Below are 24,433 nucleotides of genomic sequence, written 5' to 3'. Positions count from 1 at the left end.
ATAGGCGATTGTTGCGTCAAGGAAAATGACTTTCAATTATACTTGCGTGTAGACCTGTCGCGGCATAATTCTCGAAAAGACGCTGAAGGACATGGGAAAATCGATGAGTGACGTTTGGCCGACCGAATTGCGGGTCTCTAAGGATCGCCATCACCTGTTGGTGACGTTCGACAACGGCGCGAGCTTCGACTTACCGGCGGAGATGCTGCGGGTGCTGTCTCCCTCCGCGGAGGTCCAGGGACATGGACCGGGACAGAAGGTTACCGTACCGGGCAAGCGCAACGTCGGCATCATGTCGATGACGCCAACCGGCAACTATGCCGTTCGCATCGGCTTCGACGACATGCACGATACCGGCATTTTCACATGGTCCTATCTGCGCGAGCTTGGAGAAAAGGGCCAGGAGCTTTTCGCGGCCTACGAGGCTGAGCTGAAGGAAAAGGGTCTCAGCCGCGACCCGGTTGGAAAGCCGCGCTAGCAAATTCCAGTGACGGACAGGGGACGCAAAGTATGATCCTTGGTGGTAGGGAAAACTGGCTTCGCGCCAAGGGCAGCAAGAACGAGAGCAAGGTTTCCTTCGTCGAGCTGTTTTTCGATCTGGTTTTCGTTTTCTCGATCTCGCAGCTTGCGCATGCGCTGGCCGAGCATTTCACCCCATTAGGGGCGCTCGAGGCCATCATGCTGATCTTCGCGGTATGGTGGGTTTGGGTTTTCACCGCCTGGGTGACGAACTGGCTCGATCCGGACCGCATGCCTGTGCGCATCATGCTGTTTACGCTGATGTTTGCGGGACTTATCCTTTCCGCTGCTATCCCCGAGGCCTTCGGCGAGAAGGCGATTTTCTTTGCCGGCGCCTACGTCTTCATGCAGGTGGGCCGTTCGCTGTTCACCGTCTACGCCCTCAAGAATGCCAGCGCTGCCAACCATCGCAATTTCCTGCGCATCACCAGCTGGCTGATCCTGTCCGGCATCTTCTGGATATCAGGCGCCCTGATGGAAGGGGAAATGCGCATCATATTCTGGCTGATCGCGCTCCTCATCGAATATGCGGCTCCAGCGCTTGGCTTCCGGGTACCCGGGCTCGGCAAGTCGACGACGGCGGACTGGAATGTGTCAGGCGCGCATCTGGCCGAACGTTGCGCACTCTTCATTATCATCTGCCTCGGCGAAGCGGTCCTGCAGGCCGGCAAGACCTTTGCCGAACAGCCGGTGACGCCCTTGATCGTCGCGGTGTTCATCACCGCCTTCGTCGGCACGGTTGCTCTGTGGTGGATTTACTTTCAGTTTGGTCATGAAAGGGCGGCCCATCGTATCGAACATGACGACACGCCCGGCAGCCTTGCTAGGCAGGCGTTCACCTACGCGCATATTCCGATCTTGGCCGGTATTATCCTGAGCGTCGTGGGAGATGAATTTCTCTTTGCTCATCCGCATGATGCAGCGGATATGCATGCCGCGGCCGCCATTCTGGGTGGACCGGCGGTCTTCCTGCTTGGAAATCTCTGGTTCAAAGGGGTAACCACCGGCCGGCCGCCGCTATCGCATATGGCGGGGCTCGTCGGGCTGGCGCTATTGCTTCTTACCTTGCCGATGGTCGTGGTCTATCAGCTCGGCATTCTGGCGACGGCCGTGCTCGTCGTCGTTGCGATCTGGGAATTCGCCTCGTTGAACCGGGTCGTTCCTTCGGCACGCTCAGCCGGCGATCACTGATCGCCGACGGGCTCCAGTGGTTCACGCTCTTCGTGCATCAGGAGGCTGACGACGCGCTCCATATGCACGGTGATCGCGTCGCACTCTTCGATTGGCGCATCCGAGAGCATCCGGTCGATGAGCGTGGTCTGGATGGTCATGGCCTCTTCCGTCACGCGCCGGCCTTCCTCGGTCAGGTGGAGGCGGAGCACCCGCTTGTCGAGACGATCGCCGCGGCGTTCGATCAGCCCCCGCTTTTCCATCTGCGGCAACAGCATGCTCATGTTGGAGCGGCCGACCAATAGCTTGCGGGCGAGCTCCTGCTGGGAAATGCCTTCAAAGCGAAACAGGTTGACGAGAATGTCGAGGTGTGGAGGCTTGATGTCGAGATGGGCCAATGCCCGTCCGAGCGATTGTTGCATCAGCTGGCAGGCGCGCGCCACGGCGATCCAGCTTCGAAAACGCGGATGGTCCCAGGGAAGGGATTGATTTTTGTTCATCGTTGTACTTTATTGTTCATAGTTGAACATTATCGGATTCCCACTATGCCATCCTTTGCGCTCAAGGTCACCCGGTCGGGTCTCGCCGGTCTCGAAAGGCTGTCTCCGAGGCTCGCCGGCAAGGCAGCTTTCCGGCTTTTCTGTCTGACGCCATCGCGTCGGCCGCGCGGCTCGAAGGCCAAGGCGGCATATATGGAGGGCAGGCAGCGTCTCCTTGCAGCGGAGCAGGTGATGCTGCCGTTTCCCGGCGGCCGCGCCATGGCTTACCGTTTCAATGGCGGCGCCAAGGGGCCGCGCAGACGCTATCTTGTAGTCCATGGCTGGGGCTCCAGCAGTGAATACATGTCTGAGCTGGCTGCATTCGTTGCCGATAGTGGGGCAGAAGTGATCTCGCTCGATCTGCCCGGCCATGGTCGCTCGGCCGGTCGGTTCCTGAATGTGCGTTTGGCCGTTTCCGCTATCGCGGCGGCGTCGGCGCGCTTCGGAGCCTTCGACGCAGCGATCGGACACTCCTTTGGTGGGGCATCCCTGGCACTGGCATCCGCGGGCTTTCTGCCTGATATCGAGCCGCTTCGTCCAGGCAAGCTTGTGTTGATCGGTGCGCCGAGCGCCATGGGCTGGCTATTCAAGGATTTCGGTCGACTGATGCGGCTCGGACCTGCGACCCAGGCGGCCCTGGAAGACGAGGTTCGCCTGATAACGGGCAGGACGCTTGTTTCCTATGACCAGAAACATGGACGGCTGGATCCGAGCCGGCCTGTTCTCGTCATCCATGCCGAGGATGACAAGGAGGTGAGCGCCGATCATGCGCGCGGCTATGCGGCCGAGGGGCCGCATGTCCGTCTCTTCTGGGCCAATGGTTTCGGGCACCGGCGAATCGTCAGCGCCGCACCCGTGTTCGACGCCATCCAGGGCTTCCTTACCGAAGATACCCAGAAGGAAAATCCGCTCGAAAATCATGACGGGACGGTGCTATCGTTCTACCGAACTCCGCTGCGTCGCTCGTCATAATAGTCTGCGCCGCCCCGGATCCGAGTGGAATGCCACAGAGAAGCGTGAGGCCGCATGCACATCGTCACATCCGTCGAGGAACTGAAGCAGCTCTATGGCGACGCCGGCGAGGCGTCGATCACTAAGGTGACGAGCGTTCTGACACCGCTCTATCGCCGAATGATCGAAGCATCGCCCTTCATGGCACTGGCAACGGTCGGGCCTGAGGGGCTTGATTGCTCACCGCGTGGCGACTTGGATGGAGTCGTTCGCGTAGAGGACGAGAAGACCCTGCATCTGCCGGATTGGCGCGGCAACAACCGCGTCGACTCTCTTGCGAATATCGTTCGCGATCCGCGCATAGCGCTGATGTTTCTCATCCCGGGATCGAATACGACGATGCGGCTCAATGGTCGAGCAGTCGTCTCGATCGACCCGGCCTTGCTCAACAGTTTCGAGATGGATGGCAAGCATCCGCGCTGCGTTGTCGTGATTACGATCGAGGAAGTCTATTTCCAGTGCGCGCGGGCGATTATGCGGGCCGAGCTGTGGAATGCGGAACGGTTCGTCGATCCGGCAAGCCTGCCATCGCCGGGTATGATGCTGAAGGCGGCGAAGGCCGATTTCGATCAGGAGACTTATGATCGCGAGGCGCCCGTACGGGCGGCCAAGACACTCTGGTAAGCAAGCCGCCGGCATGCCTGGGAAAGCAGCGCCGGCGGTTGGTTGGCTTCGCTTCTAATTCTTGTAGATGAGCCAACTTTTGGTGAAATCCTTCTGCATGCCATCCTGATAGACGCTGCTGCAATTGCGGCCGGCATTCTTGGCGCAGTAAAGCGCCAGATCGGCCTTGTTATACAGTTCCCCGGAATCGGCCGCTTCCGAGGCCATGCAGATGCCGAGGGAGAGGGTGATCGGACCATAGTCGACCCTGGTGCGCGAATTCTTGAACGGCGTCGCCTCCAGGGTGCGACGGATCCGTTCGCAAACCGTCGTAACTTCCTCGATGCTGGTGGCTTCCAGAATGAGAGCGAATTCCTCGCCTCCGACGCGGGCGACGAAAACGTCGCGACGTACATTGGCGCGGATGATGGAGGCGACGGTGGCGAGAATCTTGTCACCTACCGGGTGGCCGAACGTGTCGTTGACCCGCTTGAAGTGATCGATATCGGCAAGAACCAGAGCGGTCGTCGGCCGGGTAAGCTGGTTGTCGAAGATGGAGATCAGCCGGTCCTCGAAGGCGCGGCGGTTGGAAAGCCGGGTTAGCGAATCGGTGTTGGCGATGCGCTTGTATTCGTCCAACTCCTTGCGGACCAGATCCATTTCCTGGTTGCGCTCCACGACATGCTCGACGGTCTTTTCACCGTGAGCCATCGTATCGCCGGTCGCTGTGGCGAGCATGTCAATGGCGCTGCGCAGCAGTTCGGCGCTATTGTGGCTTCTGGAGCTTATGCTTTCACTGGTTTCGCCGAGCAGGCGGTTATAGCTTTCGAGTGTTGTCTGTTCCTGACGCAGGGCGCGCAGGACGGCATCGAGTTCGGAGGCGAGGCGGGTATGCGCTTCATCGAAGACACGAGCCGCATGATGCGGAAAATACTTGGCGCCGATCGCGTCCAGCTCCTCCTGGGTGGCGTTTTTGCCCAGAGCTGCCAGTTCACGCGTAAGAGTGGGATTGGAGCCGATATAAGCTTCGTAGAAAAGTTCGTAATTGCGCGGAATAGGTGCGACCCCCATGGATCGCATGGCGTAGGTAATTTGCCCTGCCACGTCGGGAATTTGCGCCTTCGGCGTAATCGCCGTACTCATCGATGAGCTCCGTAACATGTATTTTTTAAATCTCTTCTTTATCTACGCAAAGATTATTTGAGAAAATATTAAGAATGTGATTATGAAAAATCCTCTGACACTATGGTTTTATTCAAAAATAATACAATTGAAGAGGGTTTTACAGAAAGGGGCGCCGATGCGCCCCTTTTGATATGCTCAATTCAAAACAGCTATTCTATCCAAGGTTAAGTTCCTGAAAGAAATCATTGCCCTTATCGTCAATGACGATAAAGGCGGGAAAATCTTCGACCTCGATCTTCCAGACCGCTTCCATGCCAAGTTCCGGATATTCGAGTACCTCCACCTTCTTGATGCAATCCTGGGCAAGGCGGGCAGCCGGCCCGCCGATCGAACCGAGGTAGAAGCCGCCATATGTCTTGCAGGCTTCCCGTACGGCACGCGAGCGGTTGCCCTTGGCGAGCATGACCATGGAGCCGCCGAAGGATTGGAACTGGTCGACGTAACTGTCCATCCGGCCTGCGGTCGTCGGGCCGAACGAACCGGAGGCATAGCCGGCTGGCGTCTTTGCCGGGCCGGCATAATAGACCGGATGGTTCTTCAGGTATTCCGGCATGTCTTCGCCCTTTTCCAGGCGTTCGCGGATCTTGGCATGGGCAAGGTCGCGCGCGACGATGATGGTGCCGGTCAAAGAGAGGCGCGTCTTGACTGGGTGCGCCGATAGCTCTGCCAGGATATCCGCCATCGGCCGGTTGAGATCGATGCGGACCATGGATTCCGAGAGCTTGGCTTCGTCGATCTCCGGCATGTACTTGGACGGGTCGGTCTCCAGCTGTTCGATGAAGATGCCGTCGCGCGTGATTTTGCCTTTCGCCTGGCGGTCGGCGGAACAGGAGACGCCGAGGCCGATCGGCAACGATGCGCCATGACGGGGCAGGCGGATGACGCGGACATCATGGCAGAAATATTTGCCGCCGAACTGTGCGCCGACGCCGAGGCTCTGCGTGAGCTTATGGATTTCCTTCTCCATTTCGATATCCCGGAAGGCATGTCCGCTTTCGGAACCTTCCGTGGGGAGACAGTCGAGATACCGCGTCGAGGCCAGCTTGACCGTCTTCAGGTTCATCTCGGCCGAGGTGCCGCCGATGACGATCGCGAGATGGTAGGGCGGACATGCCGCCGTGCCGAGCGTCAGGATCTTCTCTTTCAGGAAATCCAGCATGCGATCGTGGGTCAGAAGCGACGGCGTGCCCTGATAGAGGAACGTCTTGTTGGCCGAGCCGCCGCCCTTCGCGACGAAGAGGAACTCGTAGGCGTCGGTGCCTTCCTCGTAGATATCGATCTGTGCGGGCAAGTTGTTCTTGGTATTCCTTTCCTCGAACATCTTGATCGGTGCGAGTTGCGAATAGCGCAGATTCTTCTTCTCGTAGGCGTCGAGTACGCCCTTGGCGAGCGCGCCGCTGTCGCCGCCTTCGGTCCAGACGCGGCGGCCCTTCTTGCCCATGATGATGGCGGTGCCGGTATCCTGGCACATGGGCAGCACGCCGCCGGCGGCGATATTGGCATTCTTCAGCAGATCGTAGGCGACGAAGCGGTCGTTATCGGTCGCTTCAGGGTCTTCCAGGATCGATGCCAGCTGCTTCAGGTGGCCGGGGCGCAGCAGATGGTTGATGTCGGCAAAAGCCGTTTCGGCAAGGAGACGGATGCCCTCTGGATCGACGGTCAGGATTTCCTGGCCCTTGAAGGTGTCGACGGATACATAGTCGCCCGAAATCTTGCGGTAAGGGGTCGTGTCGTCGCCGAGGGGAAATAGATCGTCAGCCATATGGAAACCTTTCAAGCCGGATGGCGGGGAAGATGTTTGGAAACGATCTAAATCCGGCTTGAGGCAAAAGCAATTGTTTGGCTGACAAGTTGAAATCTCAAAATGGGAGATGCGCAGGTCGGGTGGGTCTTTTGACGTTGAGATCTTGTGCCCGGCCCCTCACCCTAGCCCTCTCCCCGCTCATGCGGAGAGAGGGGATGACCGTGCAAAGACAATGTTGTTCCGCCAGGGGAGATTCACTGTTTAACGAGGTAAACTCCCTTTTCCCGCCTGCGGGGAGAGGGCTGGGGTGAGGGGCCAGGCAGATCGTTGCATCAGACGCGAACGTGCCTGATGATCACCGTTCACTTCGGGCCGATCATCGTTTCTGGGCGGACGATGGCGTCATATTCTTCCGAAGACACCAATCCGCTTGCCAGCGCCTCTTCTTTTAGGGTCGTGCCGTTCTTATGGGCCGTCTTGGCAATCTTGGCGGCATTGTCGTAGCCGATTTTCGGCGCGAGTGCCGTCACAAGCATCAGGGAGCGCTCCAGGCCAGCCTTGATGTTGTCCTCGCGCGCCTCGATACCGACGACGCAATTATCCGTAAAGGAGACTGCGGCGTCGCCGAGCAACTGCACAGACTGCAGGAAATTATAAGCCATCATCGGATTATAGACGTTGAGCTCGAAGTGCCCCTGGCTGCCCGCAAAGGTCAGCGCGGCGTTGTTGCCGAAGATGTGAATGCAGACCTGCGTCAGCGCTTCGCACTGTGTCGGATTGACCTTGCCCGGCATGATCGACGAGCCTGGCTCGTTTTCCGGCAGTGAGAGTTCCCCAAGGCCCGAGCGCGGACCGGAGCCGAGCAAGCGGATGTCGTTGGCGATCTTGAACAGCGCGGCGGCGGCGGCATTGATGGCTCCGTGGCTGAAGACCATCGAGTCATGGGCAGCCAGCGCTTCGAACTTGTTCGGGGCGGTAACGAAGGGCAGGCCAGTGATCTTGGCGATCTCGTCGGCGACCTTCTCGGCAAAGCCGATCGGTGCATTGAGCCCGGTTCCAACCGCAGTGCCGCCCTGGGCGAGTTCGCAAAGGCCCGGCAATGTCAGCTCGATGCGCTTGATCGAGGAGGCGACCTGCGCGGCATAGCCGGAGAATTCCTGGCCGAGCGTCAGCGGCGTTGCATCCTGCGTATGAGTGCGCCCGATCTTGATGATATGGGCGAAATCGGCCACCTTCTTTTCCAGAGCAGCATGCAAATGCCGCAGGGCCGGCAGCAGGTGATGGACGATCTGCTCGGCGCAGGCGATGTGCATGGCCGTCGGATAGGTGTCGTTCGACGACTGGCTCATGTTGACGTGATCGTTCGGATGCACCGGCTTTTTCGAGCCCATGACGCCGCCGAGCATTTCGATCGCGCGATTGGAGATCACTTCATTCGCGTTCATGTTCGATTGCGTGCCCGAGCCGGTCTGCCAGACCACAAGCGGAAAATGCTCATCGAGTTTTCCGTCGATGACTTCCTGCGCCGCCGCAACTATCGCTTTGCCGAGGGTCGGATCCAACTGGCCGAGCTCCATGTTGGCACGTGCGGCCGCCTGCTTGACGATGCCGAGGGCGCGCACGACCGATAGCGGCTGCTTCTCCCAGCCGATCTTGAAATTGCCCAGCGAGCGTTGCGCCTGCGCGCCCCAATAGCGGTCGCTAGCAACTTCGATCGGGCCAAATGTGTCGGTTTCGGTGCGGGTGGAGGTCATCTTCCTGGTCCTGCTTTCCATTGAGACGGATAGCAGCTCATATAGGTCCGAAAGGGCCTCATGAAAATATCAAAGCGCCATTTGATGACTATTATAGTCATGTTTTGCTTGGTGCGGCGTGCTCTTTTTAACACGCTGCCCATATATTAACGGACACGCATTTTCGGGCGCTTAAAAAGTCTCCAAAAATTCAATAAAGCATTAACCAATAATTTCATATTTTTGTGTGGACTGAGCCGCGAAAGACGCCACCGCTTCGTCACATGAAGTTGAGGCATTGAACGAAAGGCGGGCCTCGCCGTTTTCATAGTGTGAGTATACGATGTCGAAGACATCGCGGCCGAGTTGAAAACAGCACCGCCAAGCTCGAAGTCATCGCACGATACAGGGACTGATTACAGAATGAAACTTGCTTCCAAAGCCACCGCATCCGTCCTGGCTCTCTCCTGTTGCCTTTCCTCGATAGGCGCAACCTCCGCAAGTGCCATGACCCTCATGGATTTCATCCGTGGCGGCCAAGGCCGTCAGCAGAGCACGCAGGTTTCGGCTCCCGTTCCTGTCAATCCGGTGCAGACGCTGGATCCTGATCAGCCTCCGCGAGTAAGGCAGCCGCTGCCGACCGTCGATGCGCCAAAATATTATACCTATAAGGCCGACCAGATGCGTTTGGTGTCGACGGCGCATTTCGCTGACCCGGTCGTGACCGGTGCCGTTGCAGATGCTTCTCCCTCGCCAGTTGCGATCGACTCCGAGATTTCGCAGCGCCGCTATCTGGCAGATGCGCGCGTCATGGCGACCAATGATATCGCCAAGGCGATCGAAGCCTATTACGCCGATCAGAGCAAGCCGCTTCTCTGGGTTGCCGATCATGCCGTCAGCGACAAGGCGAAGGCTGCCATGGCGGCTCTTGCCGATGCGGGTTCCGTCGGCCTCGATCCCGCCGATTATGCGGTAACTTTGCCCAGTGCCGATGCGGAAAACGCCGATCCGGTCATGCGCGATCGCGCGCTCATGCAATTCGAGCTCGCGCTGTCCAGCAAGATATTGATGTTTGTTCAGGATACGGTTCGGGGTCGCCTCGACCCGAACAAGATTTCCGGCTATCACGACTTCAAGCGCAAGGACGTCAATCTGACGGCGATGCTCGATGTATTGCGCGCCAGCCCGGATGTTCCAGCTTATCTGAACAGCCGAAACCCATCCAATCAGCAATTCCTGGCCTTGAAGGCGGAACTCGCGAAACTTCGTGCGGAATCCGGGTCGGACGGCAGCCATATCTCCATTTCGCTGAGCGGAATTCTGAAGCCGGGCGGCAGCTCCCCGGAAATGGCCAACATCGTCAAGGCGATCCAGCACCGCGGATCGGATGCGCTGAAGGCCGCCCATGCCGATCTTTTCGATGCCTATCTGGGCACGCCGGACTATACGCCCGAACTCGTGTCGCTGGTTGAAGACTTCCAGCGCGAGAAGGGTCTGACGGCCGATGGCGTGATCGGCTCGTCCTCCGTTCGCGCAATGGTCGGCGAGAACAATGACGTGAAGATCCAGAAGCTGGTCGTCGCCATGGAGCAGTTGCGCTGGCTGCCGCCTGAGCTTGGCCCGCGCTATGTCTTCATCAACCAGCCGGCTTTCATGGTCTATTACTACAATAACAACCAGGAGCAGCTGTCGATGCGCGTCGTCGTCGGCAGCAAGCAGCACCAGACCTTCTTCTTCGAGAATCAGGTGCAGACGGTCGAATTCAATCCGTTCTGGGGCGTTCCACAGTCGATCATCATCAACGAGATGCTGCCGAAGCTGCGTTCCGATCCGAACTATCTCGATCGGATGGGCTATCAGGTCGAAGTCGGCGGTCGTGCTGTCGCGTCCTCCAGCGTCGACTGGTACGGCTCGACGAAGAGCATCTCGGTTCGCCAGCCGCCGAGCAGCGACAACGCACTCGGTGAATTGAAGATCCTCTTCCCGAACTCGCACGCGATCTATATGCACGATACGCCGCAGAAGAGCTTCTTCAAGAAGGATATGCGCGCACTCAGCCACGGCTGCGTCCGTCTTGCCGATCCGCGCGCTATGGCCGCCGCCGTGCTGAACACGACGGTCGATGACGTCGCCAAGCAGATCGCCACTGGCCAGAACAAGGCTGTGGCCGTGCCGCAGAAATTCCCGATCTACATCGCCTATTTCACGGCTTGGCCGAACAAGGACGGCGTCATCCAGTATTTCAACGACGTCTACGATCGCGATGCCGCCACGCTGAAGGCGCTGGATGCGACCTCAAAGGCACGCACCGCCCAGATCTAAAGTCTGTTCAGCGGAGAAAACGAATAAGGGCGGCCCATCGGTCGCCCTTTTTGTTGCCTGTCGCACGGGAATGTCACGCGGCTCTAGCGGGCGATTCAGTTCAATTCTTCGCCTCGATTCGCCACTCCCGGCCGCCGAAGGTGACGTCGAAGCGCGAGAGGAAGGAGCGACCGAGCAGCCCGTCGACCTCCGTGCCAAGCGCTGCGTTGTCGTCGAGAACCACGGCCGTGATATCGCTGGCCTGGACATGCCCAACCTTCACGGTAGTCGCCGTTGTGCGTGTGGCTTGAGAAACGCCGTTTGCCGTTTGAAGAGATATTCCATTGTTGCCGTCGACCGGCAGCTTGGCTCGTGCGGCGAAGGCTTTGCTCACCGCCACGAAGCTTGCACCGGTGTCGACGATGAAAACGCCCTCTGTGCCATTGACCGAGACCTTAGCAAGGATGACGTTCTTGCCCTGCGTCGGAAATCGGTCGCTGCCGGTGGCGTAGGTCGAGGCGCATTTGCCCATGGTTTCATAGAGTTTAATGATCCCACGCACGACCGCTGTGTCATTGCGGTCGGGATTGGTGGAAACCCAAAGCTGAAGCGGCCCGATCGCCTCGCAATATTCACCAAGCTCGCGGTAGCTGGCGGAGATTCCCTCAAATACCGCGCTGTTCAGTATCGCGATATTGTCGGTAAGGCCGATGACCGAATAGTAGTCATCGATCGCGTCCCGATATTTCTTGGCATTTTGGCGAATTCGCGCACGCTGGAAATAGAAATCAGGCATTCCCGGTGACATTGCTATCACTTGGTTCGAGACTTTCAGCGCTTCGTCGAAGTCGCTGAGATCGTCCAGAATTTGGGCGGCTGAGCTTAAGGCGATATTCGACGGTTTGCACTTGTCGGAGAAGGCAATGAAGACTTTGGCCGCTTCTCGGCGATAGCCCTGCTTCGCTAGCTCATCTGCGAATTTGTAAACTGCATTCCAATCACAATGCTCTCGCCGTAACATATCGAGATCGGCTGCCATCGCAGGTCTGCCTGCAACAATGTTCGGCAAAGGTGCGATGTCAAAATGCTCATAGACCGCGGTAAGAGCGGGATCGGGTTTGGCACCAACTCCGGTTTCCGTCTCGACGTAACCGATAATGCGGTCTCCGAAGATGTAGAACCATATACCTCCGCATAGTGCACCGCAGATGATCAGCGTTCGGACAATAGGAGCAAACCAGCCTCTGCGGCTTGGCAATCTACCGGCATTACGGTCTTCGGGATCTGCTACGAGCAAGGGAAGCGCTCCGCTATCGAGTTATTGTCCCACCTCGGTCGCGCAGGGGGGGCTTTCCCTCTAGCGGTCCAAATACTGAAGGCAGAACCTCGATAAGTTGTGGCTGAAGCGCGTGAATCGCGCAAGGCCCACCACAACCTAGGTCGCTGAACCAACAGAGATCTTAGCTATGTCAGGCGGCTAGCAATCCCTCGACCAGCTCGGGCGTCAGTTCGTCGTAGTGGTAGATGATGCGGTTCGGTCCGAGCGTTTCGATGCCGACATCGGAGTAGCCGAAAGGGACGGCGATCGAGGGGACGCCGGCATTGCGGGCGACGAGGATGTCGTTGATGCTGTCGCCGATCATGATCGTACGGGCGATGTCGCCGCCGGCGCGCTCCACTGTGCCGATCAGGTGCTCGGCATTCGGCTTGCGGACGGTGAAGGTGTCGCCGCCGGTAATGGCCTCGAAGTAATGCGTCAGCTTCAGCCGGTCGAGCAAGGTGCGCGCCAGCGATTCCATCTTGTTGGTGCAGACGGCGAGCTTATAGCCTTGGCTCTTCAGCGTATCGAGAGCTGCAAGCAGCCCCGGGTAAGGCTGCGTCACACCTGGCATGGTTTCCGAATAATGAGTGATGAAGCGCTGCAGAAGCGCGGGCAATTCTTCCGATGTCAGCATATAGCCGTGCAGCTTACAGGCTCGCTCGATCATGACCTGCGCGCCGTTGCCGACGAGATGCGTCACGTCATCGTAACTGACCGGGGGAAGCTCGAGCGCCGCGATCGTATGGTTCAGGCTGACGATCAGGTCCGCATGCGTGTCCAGCAGCGTGCCGTCGAGATCGAATACGACAAGGGGGGATTTCACCAGGAATCGGCCTTTGCAGAGAAAAGAGTGCGTCTTTTGGAGTTAAAAGATCGCGTAGGCAATTGCAACTGAAGTGCCGGAATGCCTTGGCGGGAAGGGGCCGGGGATTTCTATATCACGCCGTTATTTTGGCTTTCGTTTGGCTGGAGAGCCGTGTAAACAGCAGACCAACGTAACAATGGGAGCAGGTGGCGCATGGACGCCCGCCAGATGAAGATTGAGGCTGCGAGAGCCGCGCTCGCTCATGTCGAGAGCGGCATGCGGCTCGGGATCGGCACCGGCACCACGGCGGAGGAATTCGTTCGCCTGCTCGCCGAAAAGGTTGCTGCCGGCCTCTCGATCCAAGGCGTTCCGACGTCCGAAAGGACGGCCAAGCTTTGCAATGAGCTCGGCGTCCCGTTGAAATCCCTGGACGAGCTTCCCGAACTTGACCTTACCATCGATGGTGCCGATGAGTTGGATGGCGCGCTGACGCTGATCAAGGGCGGCGGCGGTGCGCTGTTGCGCGAGAAGATCGTTGCGGCATCGTCAGCCCGCATGATCGTCATTGCGGATCAAAGCAAGGTCGTCGAGACGCTCGGCGCATATCCATTGCCTATCGAGGTCAATCCGTTCGGGCTCGTTTCCACCCGCATCCTCATCGAGAAGGCGGCCTCGCGTCTTGGGCTCTCGGGCACCCTCAACATGCGCCGCTCCGGTGACAGCCTCTTTGTCACCGACGGGGGGCATTACATCGTCGATGCATCTTTCGGCCGCATTCCTGATGCAGAGGCGCTGTCGAACGAGCTCTATTCGATTCCCGGCGTTGTCGAACACGGGCTCTTTATCCATATGGCGACATTAGCGATCATTGCCGGCCCTGCCGGTGCGCGCACGTTGCAGGCCAACAATACATAGGAGCACTCATCTCATGATCAAATTTGCGGGTCTTGGCCGTCTTGCCGCTGCAACCATTCTTCTTTCCGGCATTGCCTTCGGTTCGGTCAACGCTCAGGAAGTTTCCGAGGATCAGATCAAGGCTGCCCGCGCCGCGATCAATGCTCTCGGCATTACCAACCAGTTCGACAATATTCTGCCTAATCTCGCCGAGCAGCTGAAGAGCACGATGATCCAGGCAAACCCGAATTTCGGCGATGCGATCAATTCGACTGTCGATGCCACCGCGCTCGCGCTCGCACCACGTCGTGCCGATCTGGAGCGTGAAGCTGCCATCACCTATGCCAAGGCTTTCTCGGCCGACGAACTCAAGGCGATCGCCGATTTCTACGGTTCGCCGGCAGGCAAGAAGCTTCTCAAGGATGGTCCGCTCGCCACCCGCGAACTCTACAAGGCCGCCGATATCTGGAGCCAGGGCATTTCGCGCGATCTCGCAAAGCAGAGCAACAATGCTCTGCAGAAGGTCGTCAAGCAGCCGGTCGTTACGCCGGATGCCGGTGCGGCCGCTCAGCCGGCGCCGAAGCAGTAAGCGACGCGTCTTTGCTGCATTCGTTCCGAAAGAGATGTTTCGTCTTTTTGGTGCGTACGGCAGGCAGCTGAAATTGGAAGCCCGGATCGATTCCGGGCTTTTCTTTTTATGTTCCGGCTCCCTATATGAGTGCGACCCCCATTGGCGCTTCGCGCGCATCTGACGTCTACAGGAGCGATCCATGCCTTCGTTTGATTTCGACCTTTTCGTGATTGGCGGCGGCTCCGGCGGCGTGCGCACCGCGCGTATGGCCGCATCGCTCGGCAAGAAGGTCGGCATCGCCGAGGAGTATCGCTATGGCGGCACCTGCGTCATTCGCGGATGCGTGCCTAAGAAGCTCTTCGTCTATGCCTCGCAATATAGCGAGCATTTCGAGGACGCGGCCGGTTTCGGCTGGACGGTCGGTGAGAGCAGCTTCGACTGGAAGAAGTTGATCGAGGCGAAGGACAAGGAAATCGCCCGGCTGGAAGGCCTCTATCGCAAGGGGCTCGACAATGCCAAGGCGGAGATCTTCGATACACGCGCAGAGCTGGTGGATGCTCACACGGCCAAGCTGTTGAAGACCGGCCAGACCATCACGGCCGAAACCATCGTGATTGCAACGGGCGGTCGGCCGAATCTGCATACGGCGCTGCCGGGTCACGAGCTTTGCATCTCCTCGAACGAGGCCTTCCACCTGAAGGAACTGCCGAAGTCGATCCTGATCGCCGGCGGCGGATATATTGCCGTCGAGTTCGCCAATATCTTCCACGGGCTCGGAGTCGAGACGACGCTGATCTATCGTGGTGCGGAGATCCTGTCACGCTTCGATCACGACCTGCGCAAAGGCCTGCATGAGGCCATGGAGGAGAAGGGCATCCGCATTCTCTGCCACGACATCATCGAGCACGTCGAGAAGGCAGAGGGCAGGCTCAGCGTTCGGACGAAGAACGACAAGGCGCTGACGGTCGATACCGTGATGCTGGCACTTGGCCGCACGCCGAACACAGAAAATCTCGGGCTTCAGGCTGCCGGCGTGGCGATCAACGAGCAGGGCGCTATTATCGTCGACGAATATTCGCGCACTTCCGTTCCGAATATCTTCGCTCTCGGCGACGTCACCGACCGAGTACAGCTGACGCCCGTCGCGATCCACGAGGCTATGTGCTTCATCGAGACCGTCTACAAGGACAATCCGACGCGGCCGGACCACGAACTGATCCCGACGGCCGTCTTCTCGCAGCCGGAAATCGGTACCGTCGGCCTGACCGAGGAGGATGCTGCCAAGCGCTATCCTGAACTCGAGGTCTATCGTGCGCAGTTCCGGCCGATGAAGGCGACGCTTTCGGGCCGAGCCGAGAAGATGATCATGAAGCTGATCGTCAATACTGCGGACCGCAAGGTCATCGGCGCCCATATTCTTGGCCACGATGCTGGCGAGATGGCGCAGCTTCTCGGCATTACGCTGAAGGCGGGCTGCACCAAGGACGATTTCGACCGCACCATGGCGGTACATCCGACGGCGGCGGAAGAATTGGTGACGATGTATTCGCCAAGCTACCGCATCCGCAATGGCGAGCGCGTGTAACGGCCCCGTTTTCACGCAAATATCGGCTGCACCATAAAAGATTCGCACAGTAGTTTGCCCGCCTTTGCAAGCGGGCGGCAAAGGTTTATAAGCGCGCGTTATTTACGACGATGGGCCGCCCGAGAAAGATCGGGCGCACAAGCAGGTGAGTGAGATGGCACAGAATTGGACACCGAGCAGTTGGCGGCAGAAACCGATCCAGCAGGTGCCGGATTTTCCGGACAAGGCAGCGCTGGCAGAGACCGAAGCGCAGCTTGCAAGCTATCCGCCGCTTGTTTTTGCCGGTGAAGCCCGTCGTCTGAAGGCGCATCTTGCTAATGTCGCCGAAGGCAATGGCTTCCTGCTTCAGGGCGGCGATTGCGCCGAAAGCTTCGCCGAGCATGGTGCCGATACGATCCGCGACTTCTTCCGCGCCTTCCTGCAGATGGCCGTCGTGCTGACCTTCGGTGCGCAGCTGCCGGTCGTCAAGGTTGGCCGTATTGCCGGTCAGTTCGCCAAGCCGCGCTCTTCGAACATCGAAACGCAGAACGGCATCTCGCTGCCGAGCTATCGTGGCGACATCATCAACGGCATCGATTTCACCGAAGACGCACGCATCCCCAATCCGGAACGTCAGCTGATGGCTTACCGCCAGTCCGCTGCGACGCTCAATCTGCTGCGCGCCTTTGCCATGGGCGGCTACGCGAACCTTGAAAACGTGCAGAAGTGGATGCTCGGCTTCGTCAAGGATAGCCCGCAGGGCGAACGCTACCGTAAGCTTGCCGACCGCATCGGCGAGACGATGGATTTCATGCGCGCGATCGGCATCACCGCCGAAAGCAATGCGAGCCTGCGTGAAACCGATTTCTTCACCAGCCACGAAGCGCTGTTGCTTGGCTATGAAGAAGCCTTCACCCGCGTCGATTCCACGACCGGCGACTGGTACGCGACCTCGGGCCACATGCTCTGGATCGGCGACCGCACGCGCCAGGCCGATCATGCCCATGTCGAGTATTTCCGCGGCATCAAGAACCCGATCGGTCTGAAGTGCGGGCCTTCGCTGCAGGCGGACGATCTGCTTAATCTGATCGATATTCTGAACCCGCAGAACGAAGCCGGTCGCCTGACGCTGATCTGCCGTTTCGGGCACGACAAGGTTGCCGACAATCTGCCGCGCCTCATCCGAGCTGTCGAGAAGGAAGGCCGAAAAGTCGTCTGGTCCTGCGACCCGATGCATGGCAACACGATCACGCTCAACAACTACAAGACGCGTCCGTTCGAGCGCATCCTGTCGGAAGTCGAGAGCTTCTTCCAGATCCACCGTGCCGAAGGCACGCATCCGGGCGGCATCCACATCGAGATGACCGGCAAGGATGTGACCGAATGCACGGGCGGTGCCCGCGCCGTCGGCGCCGAGGACCTTCAGGATCGCTATCACACGCATTGCGACCCGCGCCTCAATGCCGACCAGGCGCTCGAGCTCGCCTTCTTGCTCGCCGAGCGTATGAAGGGTGGCCGTGACGAGAAGCGTATGCGCGCACATGGCTGAGTGAAGCCGCATCCATGACCTATCGAACGGGCCGGCGAAAACCGGCCCGTTTGCTTTTGGGCCGGAGCGATCAGCGCGGTTGAAAGATGCTTCATTTCTTTGAAATTGACCCGGGTGCCGTTCTCGGAAAGGCTGCCTCAAAACAAGGGGAGCGATGATGAACGACGAACACACGGGAACCTGCCTTTGCGGCAGCGTAGGTTTCAGGACACGCGGCAAGCTGCGCGAGGTTGTTGCCTGCCATTGTTCGCAATGCCGCAAGCAGACCGGTCTCTATTACGCCGCAACCAACGTCGCGCGCGAAAATCTCGTTATCGAGGGAGAAGAGGCGATTACCTGGTATCGTGCCAGCACATTCGCGCGCCGCGGTTTTTGTAAGACTTGCGGCTCGGCCTTGTTCTGGATGGCCGATAGCGCTGCCGAAATATCGATCATGGCCGGTCTGTTCGACCAGCCGAGCGGCCTCAAGATAGCTTATCACATCTATTGTGCCGACAAGGGCGACTATTATGAGGTCAGCGACGGACTGCCGCAATATCGGCAGGGCCGACCGGGATTGCTGACGGCCGGCCCCTCCGATTGACCCTCAGATACTGCCTTTTTCGATAACGAGCTTGCTGAGCTTGGCGAGCTCCTCCCGCACCACCGCGAGCTCGGTCAACACCTGCATATCAATCTTCTGGTGCAGCGATAGCACTTCCAGCTCGGATTTAAGATTGACCTCGTAATCCTTGGCCGCCTCGAAGCGGTCCCTTTCTGCCTGCCGGTTCTGGGACATCATGATGATCGGCGCCTGGATCGCGGCGAGCATGGATAGGACGAGGTTCAAAAAGATGAAGGGATAGGGGTCGAAGGCGTTCGTGGTGAGAAGGATCGTGTTGATGATGCACCAGAAGACCAGAAACAGCAGGAAGGCGATGATGAAGGACCAGGAGCCGCCGACGCGGGCAATGCCATCAGCCAGACGCTCTCCTCTGGACGATCCCGCCGAGATAGCTGCATTGATATCGGTGGAGATGACTTTTCGCTCGTGCGCCTTTTTAAGAACGCGCTTTTCGATATCGCCGAGCTGATCGGCTGTCTTGTCAAAATGGAGATGAACGAAGTTGGGAGGATTATGCATTGAGAGGGCTCCGAGGTCCAAGTGGCGTTGAATGCAACTATTCGACCAATGGGCAAAAATGCAACGAGAGAAGGTATCAAACATCACGAGGCGGTTTGCCGCTGTGCGGCCAGAGCGCATGCTGGCCGCTGAGGTTCGGAGCATCTGGGCTGCCGCCCCAGTCATTCGCGCCGTCCATGATAATGCCGAAGATCGGGTCCTTTATGGCGTAATAGGCATCGGCATTCACGGCATCGATGAAGGGAATGTCTGCCAGCGCGGATTCAATGATCAATGCGATCAAAGTCTTCTTTGTAAGGTTGGCTTAGTATTTTTCCGGGCAGAAATACCCCTTGTGCGGGTGGCGTGATCTTTGATGCGTGTGCGGGAAGGAAGGCGGTTGCGGAAGGAAGATGGCATCGCTAAATGTATGGCATGACAGAGCAAAGCCAGATTACCAACACCATTCGCATCGCCGTCGCGCAGCTCAATCCGACGGTCGGCGATGTCTCCGGCAATCTCGCCAAGGCGCGTGACGCCCGCGCCGAAGCCGCGCGCGAAGGCGCACAGCTCGTATTGCTGACGGAATTGTTCATTTCCGGCTATCCGCCGGAAGATCTCGTGCTGAAGCCGGCCTTTATCCGCGCCTGCTGGAAAGCGGTTGAGGCTCTGGCCGCGGATACGGCCGATGGCGGCCCCGGCGTCATTATCGGCTTTCCCCGACAGGACGAAACTGGGCGCTATAATTCGATTGCCGTGCTCGATGGCGGGAAGGTGATCGCCGTCCGTGACAAGGTAGACCTGCCGAACTACGGTGAGTTCGACGAGAAGCGAGTGTTCGATCAGGGCGCCATGCCCGGTCCGGTCAATTTCCGCGGCGTTAGGCTGGGTATTCCGATCTGCGAGGACATCTGGGGTGAACTCGGCGTTTGCGAAACGCTGGCTGAGAGTGGCGCTGAAATCCTGCTGTCGCCGAATGGTTCGCCCTATTATCGCGGCAAGGTGGATATCCGCCATCAGGTCGTGCTGAAGCAGGTTCTCGAAACCGGCCTACCGATGATCTATGCCGCTCAGCTCGGCGGCCAGGACGAGTTGGTTTTCGATGGCGCGAGCTTCGGCTTCAACGCAGACAAGACGCTGGCCTTCCAGATGAGTCAGTTCGAGACCGCGCTTGCCGTGACGACCTGGAAGAAGAACGGCGATGGCTGGCATTGCGCCGAAGGGCCGATGGCTCATATTCCGGAAGGTGAGGAGGCGGATTATCGCGCCTGCCTGCTGGGCTTCCGCGACTATGTCAACAAGAACGGCTTCAAGTCGGTCGTGCTCGGCCTTTCCGGCGGTATCGACTCGGCGATCTGCGCCGCGATTGCCGTCGATGCGCTCGGCGAAGAACGCGTGCGCACCGTCATGCTGCCTTATCGCTATACCTCGCAGGATTCGTTGAAGGATGCGGCCGATTGCGCCAAGGCGCTCGGCTGCCGCTACGATATCGTGCCGATCGAAGATCCGGTGACGGGCTTTACTTCGGCCTTGTCGGATCTCTTTGAAGGTACGGAAAGCGGCATCACCGAGGAAAACCTGCAGAGCCGCGCCCGCGGCACCATTCTGATGGCGATCTCCAACAAGTTCGGCTCGATGGTGGTGACGACGGGCAACAAGTCGGAAATGTCGGTCGGCTACGCCACGCTCTATGGCGACATGAACGGCGGCTTCAACCCGATCAAGGATCTCTACAAGATGCAGGTCTATGCGCTGTCGCGCTGGCGCAACCTGCATGTGCCCCCCGGTGCGCTCGGGCCCTCGGGTGAGGTCATTCCCCATAACATCATCGACAAGGCGCCTTCGGCGGAATTGAGGCCTAACCAGACGGACCAGGATTCGCTGCCGCCCTATCCGGTGCTTGACGATATCCTCGAATGCCTGGTGGAGAAGGAGATGTCGGTGGAGGAGATCGTGGCCCGGGGCCATGATGTCGCGACCGTACATCGCATCGAACACCTGCTTTATCTCGCAGAATACAAGCGCCGCCAGTCGGCACCGGGTGTGAAGATCACCAAGAAGAATTTCGGTCGCGACCGTCGCTATCCGATCACCAACCGATTCCGCGATCGCTGATCGCGATATCCAGCGGCAAGGGAGAGGAAGAATGCGCAGCTCGGTCGAGATCTATAATATCCGCACGGGTGCAAACCGGATCGTCTGGCAAACGGACCAGCTGATCGAAGCGCCGAACTATTCGCCTGACGGCCGATATCTGCTGCTGAATGGCGACGGCCTACTTTACCGGCTGCCGCTGGATGGCAGCGGCATCGCCCAGGTCGACACCGACTTTGCGACCCAGTGCAACAACGATCATGGCATTTCCCCGGATGGTTCGCTGATCGCGATTTCCGACAAGACGCAGCACGGCAAGTCCTGCATCTATGTTCTACCCGCAGAGGGCGGCACGCCAAGGCAGGTGACCACCAATCTGCCGTCCTATTGGCACGGCTGGTCGCCGGACGGGAAGCGTTTCTCCTATTGCGGCATCCGCAACGACGTTTTCGATATCTATACGATCTCGATCGATGGCGGCGAAGAGACCCGACTGACGCATGGCGAGGGCCGCAATGACGGACCTGACTATTCGGCCGACGGGCAATGGATCTATTTCAATTCGAGCCGCACCGGCCTCATGCAGATCTGGCGCATCCATCCCGACGGCACCGGCTTGCAGCAACTGACCGACGACAATTACGGCAATTGGTTCGCGCATCCGTCGCCAAAAAACGACAAGGTCGTCCTGATCTCCTACGATCCCGACGTCTTCGATCATCCGCGCGATCTCAATGTGCGGATGCGGCTGATGGATATGGACGGCGGCAATATCACGACGCTGTTCGAGCTCTTTGGCGGGCAGGGGTCGATCAATGTGCCGAACTGGTCACCGGATGGGAACGAGTTCGCCTATGTCCGCTATGAGCCGGCCTGAGCTCTGGACAGATCGCAACCGGCGCGATAGATCTGGATGCGTTCTCAGGGCGCATCCGATCCGCGGGAAGGGCTAGGCCCACCTGATGCATATAAAGTGAGACTGCCACACCTCTTTTCAGTCTGTGGGCGCGGATACCGGACGTAAATGGAAGGAGGTCTATCGTGACCACGCGCTCTTTGGCTGTCGACGCCACTCTCGATTCCCTGAAAAAGCAGGCCAAGTCTTTCCTCAAGGCCGTACAGTCGGGCGATGCTTCGGCGCGCAGCCGCGTTGCGCCCTATTTTGCCGATGTCGCTAACGTGGGGTTGCAGGACATTCAGCTCGTTCTTGCCCGCGAATTCGGCTTTTCCAGCTGGACGAAGCTCAAGGCGCATCTGGAAAGCGACGATCGTAAACATGTTCCACGGGACCAGCTCGCCAACCGTTTCCTGTCACTGGCGACGGTTTCTTACTTTGCCAATATTCCCGCCGATCCCGCGCGCTTCGATGAGGCGCTGCGACTGCTTGAAGACAATCCGGAGATTGCCGATGAAAGCATTCATGTCGCTGCCGCGCTTGGCGATGCCGACCGCGTAAGTCGTTGGCTCGATCGTCAGCCACAGCTTCTCGATCGCCGAGGCGGGCCGCATGATCTCACTCCGCTGATGTGCGCGGCCTATGCTCGCGTGTCGGGTCGTTCCAGCCTGCCGGCAGCCCGTGAGCTGGTCAGGCGCGGGGCCGATGTCAACGCCTTCTTCCTCGATGCCGGCCAATATCGCTTCACCGTGTTGACTGGCGTCTTCGGGGAAGGCGAGGCGGGGAAGGAGCGTCAGCCTCAGCATCCGGAATGCGAGGCTTTCGCGCGGTTGCTGCTCGATGCCGGCGCGGAGGCGAATGACAGCCAGGCGCTCTACAACCGCATGTTCGAACCCGACAATACATGTCTGAAATTGCTGATCGAATATGGCTTGTCCGCTAGGGATAAGAACAATTGGCTCGTGCGCGAGGATGGCAAGTTCGTCGAGAACACGCAGACCGTTTTCGACTATCAGCTTGCCTGGGCGCTGGAACATCGCATGAGCGAACGGGTGCGCCTACTGGTGGAAAATGGTGCTGATGTTCACAAGCCCGTCAATGGGAGAACGCCCTACGAATGGGCGCGGCTAGGCAATGATAAGGATCTCACATTATATCTCGTTCAGCAGGGAGCTGTAGCGGTTCGTCTGAAAGACGAGGATCAAGTCTATATCCAAATACATCGGAAGCCCCGAAAAAAGGCGATCACTCCGGCGGTAGCCGGCAAGCACATGGCGTCATTCATTAAACACATAAAGAGACTTGCGGGCGATGGTGATATCGCGGCGGCGATGCGTAAGGCCCATCCCGCCATGCTCCACGACGCTGCCGGGGAAAACGACTTGGAGGCCGTGCGCCGCATGCTGGCGTTGGGCCTCGACGTCAACGCGATGACGAGCCGTACGCCGCTGCATGAGGCGGCGCTGCATGGCCATATGGAGATGGCGAAGCTGCTGATCGAGCATGGAGCCGATACCACTATTCGCGATCCGAATTTTCATGCGCCGCCAATCGGTTGGGCCGAATATAATGGCAAGGATGAGATGGTCGAGTTTCTGAAAGCCCATCCGCTCGATATTTTCGCGGCGGCCACTTTCGGCCAGATCGACCAGCTGGCTGTCATTCTCGATAAGCATCCCGAGCAGGTGAATATCCGCTTCGGGGACTTCCGCTCGCATGGGCAGCCTACCGATCGCGATTGGATGACGCCGCTCGGGTTTGCCATTGTCAATCACTGCGGCGAGGCGGTGCGCTTCCTGCTGGCGAAGGGTGCGGATCGCTCGATCAGGGACGCTTCCGGACGATCTTACCGCGATCTTGCGCAGGAGGCGGGTGATGAGTCCGTCATCTCCCTGTTGCGCCAGTCGGCATCGGCATAAAACCTTGGAAGTAGCGCGGGTCAGGCGAAAATGAGAAACGGCTGGCCGCGCATTATTGCGTCGGCTGCGGCCCGGCCTCTTTGGGATGCTTGAGGTCGATGCTGCCCTGGTCAGTCGCGAGGAATTGCGGGCCGACCTGGCGTACCTTATGGGCTGAGGGATCGTAAGGGCGATCCGGCGGAAACTGCTGAGGCTGCGCCTGTGTTACCTTGGGAATCGGCGCGGGCGCCTGCTTTTGTTCGAGGCTCGAATTCTTCTGAAGCCTTGGCGTCTCGATGACGGTGATGGAGCTTTCAGGCTTGGCCAGGGACTGCTCCTGCGGTGCATAGGCGTCCATCTTCGTGTGGGTATCGATCACGATATCCGGGGTTGCCGAAGCCGGCAAGCTGCAGCCGTTGCGCTGCATCGTATCCAGCAACTGCCGGCGCTGCATGGCTACGGCATCGACGCGGTCGACGCTTTCCTCGCGCTGATCCATCAGCACGGAGAGATCCTGCCGCATCTGATCGATCGATTGCCTGATGTTATCGCAGACGCCCTGATTGTCCTGGCCGCCAAATACGCCATCGTCGCCTTCGGCGCAGCCCTGGTTGCGCAGATCGCTCATCGTCCGGCGGATCATCAAGTTCTGCTGCACGATGGCGCGCGAGAGCTGGCGCGTTTCCTGGCTAGCGCCGATCACCTCGTTGATGTCGACATAGCGGCCGCGCAGTTCGTCACAGAGATCGGCCTGTGCGAGGGCCGGCGTGGCCGCCAGCAGGGAAAAGAGGGCAATGGAAGCTTGTTTTATGCCGCGGTTCACGGTTCTGCTCTCGAAAGCGGTTTTAAGTCGCTAAAGATTACACGCTGCAGCTTAACAACGTATCCATGAAAAAGCACGGATTTCGAGAGGATTTTCGTGAAATTGCAGCTCG

General features: G+C 58.7%; 22 protein-coding genes. 13 read left to right on the top strand and 9 right to left on the bottom strand.

Annotation, left to right across the window (positions count from 1 at the left end; translation table 11 throughout):
- Window positions 1-103: 103 nt before the first annotated feature.
- Entirely contained in the window at window positions 104-478 is a 375-nt protein-coding gene (locus AC13RE_RS02645) for a gamma-butyrobetaine hydroxylase family protein (RefSeq protein ID WP_488561852.1), read from the top strand.
- A gap of 32 nt (window positions 479-510) precedes the next feature.
- Window positions 511-1,710: a low temperature requirement protein A gene (locus AC13RE_RS02640; RefSeq protein ID WP_488561851.1), complete on the top strand. Its 1,200-nt coding sequence runs from the start codon at window positions 511-513 to the stop codon at window positions 1,708-1,710.
- Here the strand turns inward: AC13RE_RS02640 and AC13RE_RS02635 are convergent.
- Window positions 1,704-2,189 (bottom strand): MarR family winged helix-turn-helix transcriptional regulator, encoded by a 486-nt coding sequence (locus tag AC13RE_RS02635; protein WP_488561850.1) that lies wholly within the window; start codon window positions 2,187-2,189, stop codon window positions 1,704-1,706. The genes AC13RE_RS02640 and AC13RE_RS02635 overlap by 7 nt on opposite strands.
- A gap of 45 nt (window positions 2,190-2,234) precedes the next feature.
- On the opposite strand from AC13RE_RS02635, the gene AC13RE_RS02630 reads away from it, so the two are divergent.
- Both AC13RE_RS02630 and AC13RE_RS02625 read left to right on the top strand, forming a co-directional pair.
- Complete coding sequence (locus AC13RE_RS02630; RefSeq protein ID WP_488561849.1) at window positions 2,235-3,200, top strand: alpha/beta hydrolase; 966 nt, start codon at window positions 2,235-2,237, stop codon at window positions 3,198-3,200.
- Window positions 3,201-3,254: 54 nt separating this feature from the next.
- A complete protein-coding gene (locus AC13RE_RS02625; protein ID WP_488561848.1) occupies window positions 3,255-3,863 on the top strand; it encodes a pyridoxamine 5'-phosphate oxidase family protein in 609 nt (202 codons plus the stop codon).
- Between the two features lie 54 nt (window positions 3,864-3,917).
- On the opposite strand, the gene AC13RE_RS02620 is transcribed toward AC13RE_RS02625, so the two are convergent.
- The 3 genes from AC13RE_RS02620 to fumC form a co-directional block, all read right to left on the bottom strand.
- Window positions 3,918-4,985, bottom strand: coding sequence for a GGDEF domain-containing protein (locus AC13RE_RS02620; protein ID WP_488561847.1), 1,068 nt, complete (start codon window positions 4,983-4,985; stop codon window positions 3,918-3,920).
- A 196-nt stretch (window positions 4,986-5,181) separates the two neighbouring features.
- Complete coding sequence (locus AC13RE_RS02615; RefSeq protein ID WP_488561846.1) at window positions 5,182-6,789, bottom strand: fumarate hydratase; 1,608 nt, start codon at window positions 6,787-6,789, stop codon at window positions 5,182-5,184.
- Window positions 6,790-7,133: 344 nt separating this feature from the next.
- Window positions 7,134-8,525: a class II fumarate hydratase gene (gene fumC / locus AC13RE_RS02610; protein WP_488561845.1), complete on the bottom strand. Its 1,392-nt coding sequence runs from the start codon at window positions 8,523-8,525 to the stop codon at window positions 7,134-7,136.
- Between the two features lie 402 nt (window positions 8,526-8,927).
- On the opposite strand from fumC, the gene AC13RE_RS02605 reads away from it, so the two are divergent.
- Window positions 8,928-10,826 (top strand): L,D-transpeptidase family protein, encoded by a 1,899-nt coding sequence (locus AC13RE_RS02605; RefSeq protein WP_488561844.1) that lies wholly within the window; start codon window positions 8,928-8,930, stop codon window positions 10,824-10,826.
- A 100-nt stretch (window positions 10,827-10,926) separates the two neighbouring features.
- On the opposite strand, the gene AC13RE_RS02600 is transcribed toward AC13RE_RS02605, so the two are convergent.
- Together AC13RE_RS02600 and AC13RE_RS02595 are read right to left on the bottom strand one after the other, a co-directional pair.
- A complete protein-coding gene (locus AC13RE_RS02600) occupies window positions 10,927-11,844 on the bottom strand; it encodes a TIGR02281 family clan AA aspartic protease (protein ID WP_488561843.1) in 918 nt (305 codons plus the stop codon).
- A gap of 430 nt (window positions 11,845-12,274) precedes the next feature.
- Window positions 12,275-12,949, bottom strand: coding sequence for an HAD family hydrolase (locus tag AC13RE_RS02595; RefSeq protein ID WP_112334690.1), 675 nt, complete (start codon window positions 12,947-12,949; stop codon window positions 12,275-12,277).
- Window positions 12,950-13,144: 195 nt separating this feature from the next.
- Between AC13RE_RS02595 and rpiA the strand changes: the two genes are divergently transcribed.
- The 5 genes from rpiA (at window position 13,145) to AC13RE_RS02570 (ending at window position 18,092) form a co-directional block, all read left to right on the top strand.
- A complete protein-coding gene (gene rpiA / locus AC13RE_RS02590) occupies window positions 13,145-13,846 on the top strand; it encodes a ribose-5-phosphate isomerase RpiA (protein WP_488561842.1) in 702 nt (233 codons plus the stop codon).
- A 13-nt stretch (window positions 13,847-13,859) separates the two neighbouring features.
- Window positions 13,860-14,414 (top strand): DUF2059 domain-containing protein, encoded by a 555-nt coding sequence (locus tag AC13RE_RS02585; protein WP_112606318.1) that lies wholly within the window; start codon window positions 13,860-13,862, stop codon window positions 14,412-14,414.
- Between the two features lie 181 nt (window positions 14,415-14,595).
- Window positions 14,596-15,981 carry a glutathione-disulfide reductase gene (gene gor, locus AC13RE_RS02580; protein ID WP_488561841.1) on the top strand — a complete coding sequence of 462 codons (1,386 nt, stop codon included), beginning with the start codon at window positions 14,596-14,598 and terminating at the stop codon, window positions 15,979-15,981.
- Window positions 15,982-16,135: 154 nt separating this feature from the next.
- Window positions 16,136-17,509, top strand: coding sequence for a class II 3-deoxy-7-phosphoheptulonate synthase (locus AC13RE_RS02575; protein WP_112334694.1), 1,374 nt, complete (start codon window positions 16,136-16,138; stop codon window positions 17,507-17,509).
- Between the two features lie 157 nt (window positions 17,510-17,666).
- Window positions 17,667-18,092: a GFA family protein gene (locus AC13RE_RS02570; RefSeq protein WP_488561840.1), complete on the top strand. Its 426-nt coding sequence runs from the start codon at window positions 17,667-17,669 to the stop codon at window positions 18,090-18,092.
- Window positions 18,093-18,095: 3 nt separating this feature from the next.
- Here the strand turns inward: AC13RE_RS02570 and AC13RE_RS02565 are convergent, their stop codons facing one another.
- Both AC13RE_RS02565 and AC13RE_RS02560 read right to left on the bottom strand, forming a co-directional pair.
- The gene (locus tag AC13RE_RS02565) at window positions 18,096-18,632 is read right to left on the bottom strand and encodes a DUF1003 domain-containing protein (protein WP_488561839.1); all 537 of its coding nucleotides are present in this window, start codon (window positions 18,630-18,632) and stop codon (window positions 18,096-18,098) included.
- Window positions 18,633-18,708: 76 nt separating this feature from the next.
- Window positions 18,709-18,906 carry a hypothetical protein gene (locus tag AC13RE_RS02560; RefSeq protein ID WP_488561838.1) on the bottom strand — a complete coding sequence of 66 codons (198 nt, stop codon included), beginning with the start codon at window positions 18,904-18,906 and terminating at the stop codon, window positions 18,709-18,711.
- A gap of 140 nt (window positions 18,907-19,046) precedes the next feature.
- Between AC13RE_RS02560 and AC13RE_RS02555 the strand changes: the two genes are divergently transcribed.
- The 3 genes from AC13RE_RS02555 (at window position 19,047) to AC13RE_RS02545 (ending at window position 23,519) form a co-directional block, all read left to right on the top strand.
- Window positions 19,047-20,726 carry an NAD+ synthase gene (locus AC13RE_RS02555; RefSeq protein WP_112334832.1) on the top strand — a complete coding sequence of 560 codons (1,680 nt, stop codon included), beginning with the start codon at window positions 19,047-19,049 and terminating at the stop codon, window positions 20,724-20,726.
- A 31-nt stretch (window positions 20,727-20,757) separates the two neighbouring features.
- Window positions 20,758-21,582: a TolB family protein gene (locus AC13RE_RS02550; protein ID WP_488561837.1), complete on the top strand. Its 825-nt coding sequence runs from the start codon at window positions 20,758-20,760 to the stop codon at window positions 21,580-21,582.
- Window positions 21,583-21,746: 164 nt separating this feature from the next.
- Window positions 21,747-23,519 carry an ankyrin repeat domain-containing protein gene (locus AC13RE_RS02545; RefSeq protein WP_488561836.1) on the top strand — a complete coding sequence of 591 codons (1,773 nt, stop codon included), beginning with the start codon at window positions 21,747-21,749 and terminating at the stop codon, window positions 23,517-23,519.
- A gap of 52 nt (window positions 23,520-23,571) precedes the next feature.
- Here the strand turns inward: AC13RE_RS02545 and AC13RE_RS02540 are convergent, their stop codons facing one another.
- Window positions 23,572-24,321, bottom strand: coding sequence for a hypothetical protein (locus AC13RE_RS02540; protein ID WP_488561835.1), 750 nt, complete (start codon window positions 24,319-24,321; stop codon window positions 23,572-23,574).
- Window positions 24,322-24,433 lie beyond the last annotated feature (112 nt).

This window comes from Martinezella sp. CNPSo 3959 (assembly GCF_057784355.1).
This window is presented reverse-complemented; position numbering and strand designations above follow the sequence as displayed.